The following is a 13,265-nucleotide window of genomic DNA, read 5'->3' on the forward strand; positions in this document are numbered from 1 at the left end:
GCGTTCTCGTCACCGCAGGTCTCGTCACCGCAAGTCTCGTCACCGCAAGTCTCGTCGCCGCGGGGGCGAGCCGTAGCTCCGATAGGTCATCGGGGCTGATGACCTATCTGAGCTACGGCTCAGGTCCAGCAGCCGGCTCGCCCCGCGGCCGGGTCCGGTCCGCTTGGCGGTCCGCCGGCATCACGCCACGAGCAACCCGCCCGGTGCGTGTCGAGTTGAGGCGCGTAGTGAACCCGAAATCGACACAGCGCAGGCGAACCACGGGTGTGTGTCGATTTTGGGGCGTAGCGAACCCGAAGTCGACACGCCCGCCTGGGCCTGCGCGATCTTGGGCCGCCGTTCCCATCGGGGTGTGGTTCGGGGACCACGATCGCCACGGGCGGCCCGGGGCGGAAGTCGAGACCGTGTGTCCGCTGGTCAACCGGGATTCAACGCGTACGGGGAACAGCTGACACAGCGATGCCCCAGCCGCAGGGGGATCGGCTGGGGCATCGCGGGTCTTTCAGGGGGTCAGAGACCTCAGTAGCCGAAGTCCTGGGTGTAGTACGGGGTGCCGTTGGCGGAGAACACCGCGCCGACGCCGACCGTCTTCGACTTGCAGTTCAGGATGTTCGTGCGGTGGCCCGGTGACTTCATCCAGCCGTTGACGACCTGGGCGGCGGTCCGGTAACCGTAGGCGACGTTCTCCGCCGACGGCTTGGCGTAACCCGCGGCCTTCGCCCGAGCCACGAAGTTCGAGTTGCCACGCCCCGTGTGCGAGAACTTCCCGGTCTGCGCCATGAACGCGCTGTGCCCACGAGCGGCAACGGTCAGCTTGGCGTCCACCTTCAGCGCCGCGCAGCCGTTCGACGTGCGCTGGACGTTGATGAGGCGGTTGATCTCGGTCTGCAGGACGGTCTCGCTGGTCTTCGCCGGTGCTGCCTGGGCGGGGCTGGCAGACATCGTGGCGAGGCCGAGGGCGGCCGGGGCGATGAGGGCAGCGGCCAGGGCGAAGCGGCGAAGAACGTTGCGCAAGAGGTCCCTTTCGGCAGGTCAATGTTGCTTGCGCTGTTCTCTTCGGCCCTGCCGGGGCGGACTGGATTAGCGAGCTGGTGCGCGTCGGTCACCGTATGGTTGCCGACGATCGAGGCCAAGGCCGGAATCGAACCGGTCGCCCTCCCGGGAACCCGTTTTGCAGACGGGTGGCTCCACCAGGAACCCGCCGAGGCCATGAAAGTGCCAGCGGACAGCTAGCAGCAACACTCCTGGAGACCACGACAGATCGACATCGCTGGCCTCCTCCGGCTCGTCGGGAACGTAGAAGTCACGCTAGACACGACCGATAGTGGCCACAAGCGGATTAAATAGCGGGATGGCTAGCTATGCGGTCCTGCTACGCGGGATCAATCTCGGCAAGAACCGGCGCATCGCGATGGCCGACCTCAAGACGACACTGACCGAGGCCGGCTATACGAACGTCACCACCCTCCTGCAGAGCGGCAACGTGGTGCTCGGATCCGATCTCCCCGCCGCCAAGCTGGCCCCCGCTCTGGAGCAGCTGATCGAGGAACGGTTCGGCTTCTTTTCCGACGTGATTCTGCGCAGCCGCGACGAGCTGGCCCGCGTCGTGGCGCACAACCCGCTCGGTGATGTGGCGAACGACGGTTCCCGCTACTTCGTGTCGTTCGCCAAGGATGACTCGGCCCCGTTCGACGGGGTGACCGACGGCGAGGAGCGTTATGTGGTGGACGGCGCCGAGACGTACATCTGGTGTCCGTACGGCATGCGCGACAGTCCACTGATCAAGGCGCTCGGCAAGATCAAGACGCCACCGGCGACCATGCGCAACTGGAACACGGTGGAGAAGATCCTCGCCCTGATGTAAAACGGACCAATGCCACCGGTCGAAGAAGTCAAAGAAGTCAAAAAGTTCCAGGTCACCTTCGACTGCGCGGACCCGGAGCGGGTGGCCCGCTTCTGGTGCGAGGCCCTGGGTTACGTGCTGGCGAAGAACACGACGGTCGCGTGCGTCGACCCCAACGGTGTCGGCCCGCGGCTCTATTTCCAGCGCGTCCCCGAGGGCAAGGTCGTCAAGAACCGCGTGCACCTCGACGTGCGGGTCGGCACCGGTCTCGTCGGCGCGGAGCGCCTGGCCGCGCTGGAGGCCGAGTGCGCCCGCCTGCTCCCCCTCGGCGCGACCCGGGGCCTGCTGCTGCTGGCCGACGACGAGAACGAGTCCTGCCTGAACATGCAGGACATCGAAGGCAACGAGTTCTGCCTGGACTAAAACGCCCGCCTGACGCGGGACTAAAGCGCCCGCCTGATGCGGGACTTCAGCGCCCGCCGGGCCAGCGGCCCCAGTTCGTCCACCACCTCGACCAGCACCGCCAGCTGGTCGAGGGCTTCGAGGGCCCGCTGCGCACCCTCCGGATCGATGCCCTCATAGAGCTCGATCCCCACGAAAGCCGCGGCCACCGCCCGGGACAGCCCCTGGATGTCAGCCACCTCGGCCACCGGCGAATCCGCCAGCAACCGGTTCAGAACTGCCTCGATCTCGTCGGTCCACAGTTGAAAAGCGGTAGCCGTCGGTGCCGCGAGCCGATCACCGGTCTGCGCCGCCGCGAGCAGCTGGGCCAGCACCGACACGTTCCCCTGCGCCAGTTCGGCGGCATGTAGATCCCGGCCCACCTGCAACAACTCCCGCAGCGAACCGACCGCCGCGAACCGGTCCGCGAACGCACCGACCCGCTGCCGCGTCGCCTCCTGGCAGGCCGCGCCGAGCAACTCGTCGACCGAGCCGTAGTGGTAGAAGACGAGCGCCTGATTCACCCCCGCCGCGGCCGCGATCGTGCGCGCCGACGCTCCCGCCACGCCGTGCTCGCGCATCGCTGCCAGCGCGCCGTCGACCAGTCGCTGTTTCGTGTCCCCGCTCATCGCACGCCATTCTTTCCCACCGCCGGGTGCGGCGGCGCGATCAGGGCGTCGGTCACCAGCTGGGCGAGGCGGTCCAGGCCCGGGAGCAGCAAAAACCAGCTTGGGTACGCGTAAAGCAGCCCCCGATGCTCCATACCCCGAGCCACGGCGGCGACCCCCGAAGCGGTGTGCCCGTCATCCGCCTCGTAGCGGGCGCGCCACAACGCCGGGCCGGGAAACGCGGACGCCGGTTCAAGACGCAGCGACCTGCCGGAGAGCCGATCCCGCACCGCCGCGCACGGACCGCAGTCGTCGTCGAGCCAGAGCCGCCCGGGCACGATCATCGAGGCGGGGCGCGTGCGGGGCCACCAATCGCGCACTTCACGGCGATAGGCGAGCCACGCTGAGGCGTACCGTCGCTGTAGATCTTGATCTTCGGAGGCCTTGGCCAGTCCGGTGGCGAAAGCCGCCCCGCTGAGCGCGGCGAACGCCAGGCTCGCGCTGCGGGTCGCGACCGCGAGCAGAAGGAGCAGGAGTATCGCGCTGACCTGCATCGGGTTGGCGATGTAGGCATAGGGGCCGCTGGTGACGAGCCGGACCGGCGGATCCCACGGGAACGGCGTCCCACCGCCACGCAGGGCGAACTCGCGCACCGCCGCGAGTGCGGGCACCGCGATGAGGAAGCCGGCTTGCCCGTACAAAAACCATTGTCCGGACAGATGCTCCCAGCCACCGTCGCCAAGGGTGAAAGCCACGCTCGGGATCAGCCAGAGCAGCAGTACCGCGAAGAGCCCGACCTGCAGCAGCACTCGCGGGATCAGCCGCCGGCCATCAGCGGTCCAACGGCCGAGCAGCTGAGCCGGCAACGCCACCGCGACCAGGCCGATCGCTTCGCCGAGCAGCCAGTGCGGGCCGAGCGAGACCAGTGGGGAGAGGGCCGGCATGGCGACCGCGTCGATCCAGAGCAGCAGTCCGAGCGCAATCGGCAGCGGCAGAACCCGGCGCAGCAGCACCGGAATCGGCCCCCACAGCACCGCCCAGCCCAGCCAGAGATCCACCGGGAATCCGCGGTACGCGCCGTCGACCGCCGCGAACGTCCACCAGCCGGCCGCCGTGGCGATCTCGTGCAGCACGGCGAGACCGACGGCCGCCGCGATGAGGGAGAGCGCCGGCCCGGCCCGTCCTCGATCACAGCGGGCCGCCACCAGCACGCCGATCGCTGGAACCAGCAGACACAGGTACCGGGCGACGATCACGACAGGCTCAACATATCCAAGAAGTGCTCAGCACCGGCATGCATGAGCCGGTCCTGGAGCGGGCCGAAGTACCACGACGGATCCAGCCCACGCCGGTAATCGATACGCAGCGTCACCTCGGTCCCGCCACCCTCCCCCGCGCGCCAACTGAGTGTGGCGTCCCGCAGGCCGACCCAGCGGCCGGTGATCGAGCTGTCCTCCAGCACCGCGAACGTGATCTCCTGCGGCCCGGCGGCGATCACCTCGGTGACGATCTGCCCGCCGGGGCCGTGTGAGCTGCCGTGATATCCGAACATCCACCGGTCGCCGACGGCCAGGCCGCTGCCGTGCACGTGCTCCGGCACCGGTACGCCGAGCAGGCTCAACACCAGCGGCCGGGCGTCCTGCGGCTGCGGACCGGCCGTCAACAGAGCCGGCAGCGCGGCCGGGCCGGCCACGATGTCCCGGGTCACGCGTACCGATTGATCGGGGTTGACCCGCCACTCGGGTTGCACGCCTTCCACGCCGGTGAGCAGCAGCGGAATCGGCAGCAGCACCCGCAGCGCCGGGTTCCCCCCGAACCGGCGGACCAGGCCGGTGATGCCGTGGGCGACGGCGTACACCAGCGGCGCGGCGAGCACGACGCAGATCGCTCCCTCGTGCAGCGCCACGGCCGCCAGCAGCAGGCTGATCGTGGTGAGCCGGAAGACCCGGCCGTGCGTGCTCTTTCCCGGCGACAGCGCCAGGCCGAACGCGACAGCGATCGGCAGCACGACGAACAGCAGCGCGCTGTTGGTCCGCCCGGATCGCACCGTGGCCCAGAAGAACACCACCCCGAAAAACAGGATGATCGCGGCCAGCATGACGTTCGCCGGCCGGAATCGGACACGTTCCACGATCAACCTCCCCCGTTGGCGAGCTCTTTTAAGCACTCGCTCAAGACGGAACCGTAGACGCTTTTGAGCGACTGCTCAAGTCACTTCAAGACATTAAAATCGACCGATGGACCGCTTCGCCCGGGTACGCCGCATCGAGGCGCTCGACCCGGAGACCGACCACCGCGAGATCACGACACTCTTCTACGAGGACTTCGCGACGATCATGTTGTTGCAGGCGGTGACCGGGAACCTGATGACGTTCGCCGTCCCGCGGATGTCCCGGATCCTCAGCGCTACCGGCCAGTTCGAGCACCACACCGCGAAACGGTTCATCGACACCACGCTGCTCACCGGCGCGGTCCTGGAACACGGCCTCGAACCCGGCCCCGGCCGCGAAGCCGCCCGCCGGGTCAACGCGATGCACCGCTCCTACGACATCCACCCGGACGACTTCGTCGCGGTCGGCTGCGATATCCCGCTCATGTCCCTGGAGATCGCCGGCCGCTTCGGCTGGCGCCCGGTGACCGAAAACGAGCGCGAAGCCCTGCGTTTGCACTACAGCCACGAGGCACGCGCGTTCGGCTCCCACCGCCCGCTCCCGCCGTCACTCTCCGCGATGCGCGAGTTCTGGGAGCACTACCTCGACACGCAGACCGCTTACGAACCGCAGAACCGCCGGCTCACCGACGCCTTCATGAATTACCTGGTCACGCTGCTGCCGCGCCCGCTGCGCCCGATGATCCGCCCGATCCTGCTGGCCCAGGTCGACCCCCGAGTCCTGCGAGCCTGCGGACTTCGGTCACCCTCAGCGACTCGCCGCCGGCTTTCCGGAGCGGTCATGGGTACGGTCGGACGAGCCGGCCCCCAGGAGAACACATCGCAGGTGATCGAGCGCCTGACCAGCGCCGTCTATCCACACGGCTGGACCGTCGCGACGCTGGGCACCCATCCGAAACCACCGTCTATGTAGCATGACGGACCAGCAAAATGTGAACGTGAAAGGCGCGGCATGTCTGATCCGGTGGCGGGGGACAAAAAGGATCAGGAGGAGCCTCTGATTCCGGACGAATCAGCAGCTCCGGAGGAGCCGTCGGGTTCGGCTTCGGCTTTTAAGGAGCCGTCGGCTTCGGCTTCGGAGGATTCAGAGGTCGAGGCTCCGGCCGCTGCCGCGTTTGTCCCCGGTGTCGCGCCGGCTGCTGATCCCGAGCCGGCGACTGAGGTCGTGGTGGCGCGTTCTGATCAGCCTTACGGTGACCCGGTCGACCCCTGGGCGGGGCACGCGGCGGGCTTCAACACTCCGGTTGACGGGCATTACGCGTACCCGAAGGAAGAAATCGCGGAGCGCAAGCCGCGTCGCCGGACCTGGCTTGTCGTCGTGCTCGCGTCGCTGCTGACCATGGTGCTGGCGGTCGCGACGGCGGCGGTCGTCTATTTCTGGCCGCGTTATCCGGCGCTCGATTTCGAACGGCTCGCCGAGGGCCAGCACTTCTCGCCTGTCGTGCCGGTGAGTTCGGCCTGGTCGGACGCTACCGTGTCGGGCGACCGGATCTATTTCGCGAGTTCCGACGTGAAGGGTGCCGTCGGGCTGACCGCGGTCGACGGTTACTCGACGCAGCCGTCCTGGAGCAGCACGGCGGCCGGCACCGCGAAGCGCTGGACCGGCATGATGGCGCTCTCCTACGGCGTGATGATCACCGGCACCACCGGGGTGAAGACCACCCCGAAACGAACCGTGGTGCTCGGCTCGGAACAGGGCCAGCTGCTCTGGGACATCCTGCTCGGCAAGGACGACCAGATGATCTTCGGCAAGGACGTGGCGGTGCGCGTCGACGCGTCCGGCCACCGGCTGATCGGCCTGGACGCGACGACCGGAAATGAACGCTGGCGCCTTCCCGACCTTTCGGACACCGGCACCCGCACGCTCCCGATCAGCGCGCCCGAGGACCTCACCGGTCCGACCAGCGGCCGCGGCCGCCCGTTCAGCCCCGCCTTCACCGACCAGCGGCTCGTGCAGATCAACGCCGACCATTCGGTACGCCTGGTCGACATGAACTCCGGCACCGTCGGCAAAAGCTGGCAGACCGGAGCCGTCGCCGACGACCAGGTGTACGCCCACAACGGCCAGCTGATCATCCGTGAGTCCGGAAACGTTCAGCGCATCGTTGCCTACGACCTGGAGACGGGCAGCCCGAACCTGCTCTACACCGCCGAGCCCGACACCGAGTTGACCGGCTTGGCCCCGTGCGGCGACGACCTGGTCTGCTTCGTGAAAACGGTCGACGGCGCGAAGACGCAGACCGTGGTCAGGCTGTCCCTGTCCGGCGCGCCGGCCTGGGAAAGTGGCGCCCTGACCGAGATCATCAGGGTCTTCCCGATCGGCAACACGGTCATCGTGCAGAGCGAGACGAACACGACCCTGCTCGACGACAAGGGCGCGACGTCCTGGACGCACCCGGGCTCGGTAGCCCGCATCGACTCGGGCAACATGCTCCGCTTCGGCCACATCTTCACCGCCGAACCGATCGACGAGTCCCTGTCCGGCCAGCACGTGGGCGACCCGCCGGTGGAGCTGGGCGCGGCCTACGACGTCCGCACCGAAACCTGCGCGTGGACAACGAGAGTGCTCGGCTGCGTGACCGAAAAGGACTACGTGACGCAGAGGTTCGCCAAGTAGCCCTCAAGCGCGTCCCGCCAGGCCGCCCGCACTCAGCCGGTCCCCCGCCGGGCCGCCCGTCGCCCTGGCGCCCCGTCGCCCTGGCGTCCGCCTACTCGTGAGTTTGCGGTCGATCGGCCGGCCGAACCGCACAAGATCTGAACAACGCCTCCCACCGAGAGCCGCCGCGCCGCTCGAACCCGCCACCGATCCACAGAACGGCAAACTCGAAACAGCCGATACTTGCCAGTTCGAGAAGGGACGAGCGGCGAGGAGGCAGCGGGCGAACGCACTGAATCGCGCGGGTGGTTCGCCGCTGAAGGTTAGCTGGGCTGGAGGATTGTGGTGGCCAGGGTGCGGGCGTGGTCGGTCCACGGGGAGGGGCGCATCGTGGCCGGGTCCAGGCGGACGTTCACGCGGCGGCCCTCGGCGTACACCGTCTCGCCGTCCGTGGAGGTCACGCGGAAGCGGTAGGTCGCGCTCGACGTGCCGAGTTTCTCCAGCCAGAAGTGGACGGTCACGTTGCCGGTGCCGAGGACCGGGCGGTTGAACGTGATCCCGTACTCCCGGACCACGTTGAACGCGTCCGGGGTGGTCGGGCGGCCGCCGGCGAACGAGACGCCGCGTTCGGCCCACCAGAGGGAGATGGCGCGCTCGACCAGCACCGCGTACCGGGAGTTGTGCAGCATCCCCATCGCGTCCAGGTCGTCGAAGTGGACGGGAACGTGCACGACATCCCCAAAGGAAACCGAGGAAACGGACGAAAGCGCGGCGGTCATGTCAGCTCCGGGAGGGTCGTGGGGTCGGTGACGATCGAGTGCAGATGTTCGAGCAGGGCCTGGCGGGCGCGGTGGAACGTCGGTTCCGTCCCGAAGACCGGCGCCTGCATGACGGCGCAAATCCCCAAAGACTCCGTTTGGTACGCGAGACCGTCCGGGCTCACGTCAGCACGAACCTCCCCGAGGCTTACCGCGTCGGCGGCTGTCCTGGTCAGGAAGGCCATCCAGTCGCGCAGTTCGGCGGCGAGGCGTTCGCGGATCACGCCGGGCCGGGCGTTGAACTCGAAGTGCGCGTTCGCGAAGAAGCAGCCACCGGGCAGAACCCGGGACTCGTAGAAGGCGAGCCGGCAGTCGTGCACGGCCCACAGCCGCTGTACGCCCGCCGGCGCCGACCGGGCGGGCCCGATCACCAGCGAGGTCCACTGGGCCCGGGCGTGGTCGATCACGGCGAGCTGGAGGGCCTCTTTCGACCGCCAGTGCGCGAAGAGGCCGGACTTGCTGACGCCGAGCGCGTCGGCGACCTGGCTGAGCGACAGCCCGTCGAGCCCGTTGACGGTGGCGAGCAGCAGCGCCTGATCGAGCACGGCGGTGCGGGTCCGCTCGCCCCGGATCAGCCTGCCGTCCTGAGTCATGCCCCGACCCTACAAAACGACCGACCGTTCGTAAATATAATCCGGCCCACAAACACGGCAGGGCCCGGCGCGCGATGCACGCCGGGCCCGAAAAGCCGTAAAGCCGTAAAGCTGTAAAGCTGTAAAGCCGTAAAACAGATCAGCCGTTGCAGATGTTGGTCATCTCGTCGCGGGCGACGACCTTGACCCGCTTGCGGCCGTGCGGCTCGCCGAGGGTGACCTCGTGGGCGTCCAGCTTCTGCCAGCCCTCCCAGTCGGTGAAGTCGACGTCGCGCGAGCGCAGGTAGTCCAGCACCGCCGAGGCGGACGGCTCGACCGGAGCCGGCAGCTTCTCGGTGTCGGCCAGCAGGCTCTGGACGGTCTCGTTGGCGTCACCCTTGGTGTGGCCGATCAGGCCGACCGGGCCGCGCTTGATCCAGCCGGTGACGTACATGCCGGGGATGTGCTCGCCGTCGAGGTCGAGGATCCGGCCCGCCTCGTGCGGGATGGTGCCGGTCTTGGTGTCGAACGGCAGGTCGGGCAGCGCGGTGCTGAGGTACCCGACGGCGCGGTATACGGCCTGGACCGGCCAGTCGGTGAACTCGCCGGTGCCGCGGACCCAGCCGTCGCCGGTCAGTTCCTGGGTCTCGGTACGCAGACCGACCACCTTGCCGTCCTCACCGAGCACCTCGACCGGGGCCTGGAGGAAGTACAGGTGCAGGCGGCGCGGACGGTCCCGCGGGTCGCGGACGGCCCAGTTCTGCAGGATGTCGACGCACATCTTGACGTGCCGGGTGTCGCGCATCGCCTGGAGGCTGCCCTCGTCGAACTCGATGCCCTCGGGGTGGACGATCACCTCGACGTTCGGCGAGTGGTCGAGCTCGCGCAGCTCCAGCGGGGTGAACTTGACCTGCGCCGGGCCACGACGGGAGAACAGGTGCACGTCGGTGACCGGGCTGGTCTTCAGACCCTGGTACACGTTGTCCGGGATCTCGGTGACCAGCAGCTCGTCGGCGGTCTTCGCGAGGATCCGGGCCACGTCGACGGCCACGTTGCCGGCGCCGATGACGGCGACCTCGGTGGCTTCGAGCGGCCACTCACGGGCCACGTCGGGGTGGCCGTTGTACCAGGAGGCGAAGTCAGCGGCGCCGTAGCTGCCGTTGAGCTCGACGCCGGGGATGTCGAGCGCCCGGTCCTTCTCGGCGCCGGACGCGATGATCGTGGCGTCGTAGAAGCGGCTGAGCTCCTCGGGCTTGACGTCGGTGCCGTACTCGACGTTGCCGATGAAGCGGATCCGCTCGTTGTTCAGGATCCGGGTGAGCGCGTTGACGATCTCCTTGATCCGCGGGTGGTCGGGTGCCACTCCGTACCGAATCAGGCCGTAGGGGGTGGGAAGTTTGTCGAAAATGTCGACGGTGACCGTTTCCGAAGCCTTGATCAGGTGATCGGCGGCGTAGATGCCGGCCGGTCCCGCACCGATGACAGCAACCCGCAGGGGGCGATCCATAGGTAAATCCCTCACTCGCGCTTGAGTCCGGCCACGCCGATGATCGACAGGAAACCGCCAAGACTCTAAAACTTGAACCTAGGTTGAGATCAAGTCGATCTCATGGGCCCGAACCGGTTCATCAGCGGACAGAATGGCCGAACTCGCCTACTAGCACGGTAAGGTTAGGCTGCCCAAACTCCCTGGTTAGCGCGCTGAAACGGCCCGGCTTGTCCGCTCCGAACCGACTGATCGACGCCATAAATGTGTTAGTGGTCACGAACGACGGCGGCGTCGATTTGCTGTGGAATTTGTCCGCATACATCACGAGACGTTCCTCGGCGGTCTCGGCGAGGTAATCGGCCGGCGCCAGCGGCAGCCCCTGCCGGACCACGTCCTCGGCGGAGATACCGACCCCGGTGTGGTGCGAGCAGAACCGGGAGAGCACGTCCGGGAGCCCCAGCTCGCGCAGCAGCTCCTCCCCCAGCACGCCGTGCCGGACGTAGTTGTCGTCCGGAGCGAGCCGGTAGACCCCGATGTCATGCAGCAGGCAGCCGGCCTTCACCAGATCGACATCAAGTTGATCTTCCTTTGCATGAAGAAGCTGCGCCGCGACACCCCAGACGATCTGACAATGCGTCCACACCGAGTCGAACGCCTCACGGCTCGGCGCGGCCTGCCGGTGCATCTCGCGGATCTGGGTCTCGGTCGGAATCACGTAGAGAAGATGCCACGTCGCCCAGAGCCGCGAGAAAGGCGGTCAGGGCCGGCGCCTCCGGGCCCTCCCTGGTGACCACGTAGAGCCGTCGTCCCAGGCTCTGCTCGGCGACGTCGCGAAAGGCCACCGCCGGGTCGGAGGCGGGCAGGGTCAGCAGCGGCAGCAGAGCCACCGCGCCGGCCTGCCGGACCAGCTCCAGTTGCACCTCCGCGTCGTAACAGCGGTGCCGCAGATCCGGATCGAACCCGCCCAGGGAACGGCAGGTGCCGACGACCATGGCGTGGTGGCCGGTCCCCGGATCGGAGGTGGTCCAGACCTCGTCACGCAGCGCCGCGATCGGCACCGGCGAGCCCGCGGCGGCGAGCGGATGACTGACCGGCAGCACCAGTTTCAGCGGCTCGGTGTGCAGCAGCGCGAACCGCAGGCCGGCCGGGCGCGGGCGGGGGTGGCCGTCGTACTCGTCGCTGATCAGCAGATCGACCGAGCCGAGTCGCAGCTCCGGCAGCGCCTGCTCGACCTCCAGCTCGCGCACCTCGGCACGGATGCCGGGTGAGGACAGCGCCAGCCTCGCGACCGCCGGGACCAGCAGGCGGCGGGCGGCGGACTGGAGGCCGGACAGACGTACGGTTCCGCGTACAAAATCGGTCTGGGCCGCGAGATCCGCCATGGCCGCGTCGGCGGCAGTGAGAAGGAGCCCCGCGTGGCTCGCCAGAAGGCGACCCGCGTCCGTGAGGCGCACGCCGCGCCCGGACTTCTCGAAGAGCGTGGCGCCCGTCTCCTTCTCCAGCAGCGTCAGCTGCTGCGAGATCGCCGACGGGCTGTAACCGAGGGCCGTCGCGACCGCGCCCAGCGTGCCACGCACTTCGAACTCACGGAGGAAGCGCAACCGGCGAAGATCGAGCGTGACCATGCACAAATCCTAACCAGTCAGCTCCATCAATCATCACTGGACGTGACGAGTCAGCGGGGCAAAGCTCGACGTCATGGGTCCCGTTCTCTGCCTCGTCTCCGCGGTCTGCTTCGGCGCGCTGGGCATCTTCGGCAAGCTCGCCTTCGAAGCCGGCGTCTCCCCCGCCGCGCTGCTGCTGATCCGTTTCGGTCTGGCAGCGGTGGTCATGGCCGCCTTCCTCGCCATCCGGCGAGAGAAGCGGAAGATCAAGACCCCCGGCCGGCTTCTGGCCGCGGCCCTCACTCTCGGAGCCCTGGGGTACGCGGCCCAGGCGAGCCTGTATTTCGCAGCGCTGCACCGGATGGACGCGTCGCTGCTGTCGCTGGTCTTCTACCTGTATCCGCTGCTCGTGACGGTGACGGCGGTGGTGCTCGGCCGGGACAGGCTGACGCCCGGGAGGGTCGCCGCGCTGCTCGCCGCGTCCGCCGGGGTGCTGCTGGTCCTGCTCGGCGCGGGCGGTGTGCCGATCGATCCGATCGGGGTGATCCTGGCGTTCGCGTCGGCGGTCACCTACACCGTGTACATCCTCTGCTCGGACCGGGTCGTGCGGCGGATGCCGCCGCTGCTGCTGACCACACTGGTGCTGACCGGCGCGGCCGCGGCGCTGGGAATCCGTTCGCTGATCGGCGGCGGTGTCGACCTGAGATTCGGCGCCGAGGGCTGGCTCTGGCTGGGCTGCATCGTCGTGGTCTCCACAGTGCTGCCGATCATGGCGTTCTTCGCGGGTCTGCGCCGGACCGGACCGTCGACGGCGGCGATCCTCTCCACGTTCGAGCCGGTGGTCACGACGGCACTGGCGGCGATGTTGCTGCACGAGTCGCTGACGGCCATCCAATCGGCCGGTGGCCTGCTGGTCCTCTCGTCAGTTGTCATCCTCCAATTGAGATCTGGTCGTGACGGAAAGACGTCAATATCATCAGCGCTTGATTCTCAAAGTAAGTACCGGGTTGGAAACGCTGTGGGACGATAGTGGGTGGTTCGCGCCCTGAACCAGCGAACCCGGACCAGCGATAACCAATCCGGCGCAATCTCCGTTGAGCCGGTCGCGAGACCTCGAATCTGAT

The 13,265-nt window shown here is 68.0% G+C and carries 14 protein-coding genes and 1 tRNA gene; 5 read left to right on the forward strand and 10 right to left on the reverse strand.

Features of this window, described 5'->3' with window-relative positions; translation table 11 throughout:
* Nucleotides 1–519 precede the first annotated feature (519 nt).
* Both B0I29_RS01075 and B0I29_RS45550 read right to left on the reverse strand, forming a co-directional pair.
* Nucleotides 520–942, reverse strand: coding sequence for a CAP domain-containing protein (locus tag B0I29_RS01075; RefSeq protein WP_111647310.1), 423 nt, complete (start codon nt 940–942; stop codon nt 520–522).
* Between the two features lie 184 nt (nt 943–1,126).
* Nucleotides 1,127–1,203 (reverse strand) — tRNA-Cys (locus B0I29_RS45550).
* A 148-nt stretch (nt 1,204–1,351) separates the two neighbouring features.
* Here B0I29_RS45550 and B0I29_RS01080 point away from each other — a divergent pair.
* Both B0I29_RS01080 and B0I29_RS01085 read left to right on the forward strand, forming a co-directional pair.
* Nucleotides 1,352–1,864, forward strand: a complete 513-nt coding sequence (locus B0I29_RS01080) for a DUF1697 domain-containing protein (RefSeq protein ID WP_111646896.1) — start codon at nt 1,352–1,354, stop codon at nt 1,862–1,864.
* A gap of 9 nt (nt 1,865–1,873) precedes the next feature.
* Nucleotides 1,874–2,266 (forward strand): VOC family protein, encoded by a 393-nt coding sequence (locus tag B0I29_RS01085; protein ID WP_111646897.1) that lies wholly within the window; start codon nt 1,874–1,876, stop codon nt 2,264–2,266.
* Between the two features lie 20 nt (nt 2,267–2,286).
* Here the strand turns inward: B0I29_RS01085 and B0I29_RS01090 are convergent, their stop codons facing one another.
* Genes B0I29_RS01090 through B0I29_RS01100 form a run of 3 tightly spaced genes read right to left on the reverse strand, consistent with a single transcriptional unit; the run spans nt 2,287 to nt 4,990 of the window.
* A complete protein-coding gene (locus B0I29_RS01090) occupies nt 2,287–2,913 on the reverse strand; it encodes a TetR family transcriptional regulator (RefSeq protein ID WP_111646898.1) in 627 nt (208 codons plus the stop codon).
* Nucleotides 2,910–4,148, reverse strand: coding sequence for a methyltransferase family protein (locus B0I29_RS01095; RefSeq protein WP_111646899.1), 1,239 nt, complete (start codon nt 4,146–4,148; stop codon nt 2,910–2,912). The genes B0I29_RS01090 and B0I29_RS01095 overlap by 4 nt, the downstream gene beginning before the upstream one ends.
* Complete coding sequence (locus tag B0I29_RS01100; RefSeq protein ID WP_111647311.1) at nt 4,145–4,990, reverse strand: hypothetical protein; 846 nt, start codon at nt 4,988–4,990, stop codon at nt 4,145–4,147. Before B0I29_RS01100 ends, B0I29_RS01095 begins: the two co-directional genes overlap by 4 nt.
* A gap of 139 nt (nt 4,991–5,129) precedes the next feature.
* On the opposite strand from B0I29_RS01100, the gene B0I29_RS01105 reads away from it, so the two are divergent.
* Both B0I29_RS01105 and B0I29_RS01110 read left to right on the forward strand, forming a co-directional pair.
* On the forward strand, nt 5,130–5,975 hold the full coding sequence (locus tag B0I29_RS01105) for an oxygenase MpaB family protein (protein ID WP_111646900.1): 846 nt from the start codon (nt 5,130–5,132) through the stop codon (nt 5,973–5,975).
* A gap of 39 nt (nt 5,976–6,014) precedes the next feature.
* Nucleotides 6,015–7,679 carry a PQQ-binding-like beta-propeller repeat protein gene (locus B0I29_RS01110; protein ID WP_111646901.1) on the forward strand — a complete coding sequence of 555 codons (1,665 nt, stop codon included), beginning with the start codon at nt 6,015–6,017 and terminating at the stop codon, nt 7,677–7,679.
* Between the two features lie 302 nt (nt 7,680–7,981).
* Here B0I29_RS01110 and B0I29_RS01115 read toward each other — a convergent pair whose 3' ends face one another.
* From B0I29_RS01115 to B0I29_RS01135, 5 genes are all read right to left on the reverse strand, one after another.
* Complete coding sequence (locus B0I29_RS01115) at nt 7,982–8,389, reverse strand: acyl-CoA thioesterase (protein ID WP_311733489.1); 408 nt, start codon at nt 8,387–8,389, stop codon at nt 7,982–7,984.
* Between the two features lie 44 nt (nt 8,390–8,433).
* Entirely contained in the window at nt 8,434–9,069 is a 636-nt protein-coding gene (locus B0I29_RS01120; RefSeq protein ID WP_111646903.1) for a TetR/AcrR family transcriptional regulator, read from the reverse strand.
* A 139-nt stretch (nt 9,070–9,208) separates the two neighbouring features.
* Nucleotides 9,209–10,555 (reverse strand): FAD-dependent oxidoreductase, encoded by a 1,347-nt coding sequence (locus B0I29_RS01125; protein WP_181557636.1) that lies wholly within the window; start codon nt 10,553–10,555, stop codon nt 9,209–9,211.
* Nucleotides 10,556–10,676: 121 nt separating this feature from the next.
* On the reverse strand, nt 10,677–11,252 hold the full coding sequence (locus tag B0I29_RS01130) for an HD domain-containing protein (RefSeq protein ID WP_245972108.1): 576 nt from the start codon (nt 11,250–11,252) through the stop codon (nt 10,677–10,679).
* On the reverse strand, nt 11,194–12,162 hold the full coding sequence (locus B0I29_RS01135; protein WP_111646905.1) for a LysR family transcriptional regulator: 969 nt from the start codon (nt 12,160–12,162) through the stop codon (nt 11,194–11,196). The genes B0I29_RS01130 and B0I29_RS01135 overlap by 59 nt, the downstream gene beginning before the upstream one ends.
* A 73-nt stretch (nt 12,163–12,235) precedes the next feature.
* Between B0I29_RS01135 and B0I29_RS01140 the strand changes: the two genes are divergently transcribed.
* Nucleotides 12,236–13,171, forward strand: coding sequence for a DMT family transporter (locus B0I29_RS01140; protein ID WP_111646906.1), 936 nt, complete (start codon nt 12,236–12,238; stop codon nt 13,169–13,171).
* Nucleotides 13,172–13,265 lie beyond the last annotated feature (94 nt).

This window comes from Actinoplanes lutulentus (genome assembly GCF_003259845.1).
Taxonomy (GTDB): domain Bacteria; phylum Actinomycetota; class Actinomycetes; order Mycobacteriales; family Micromonosporaceae; genus Actinoplanes; species Actinoplanes lutulentus.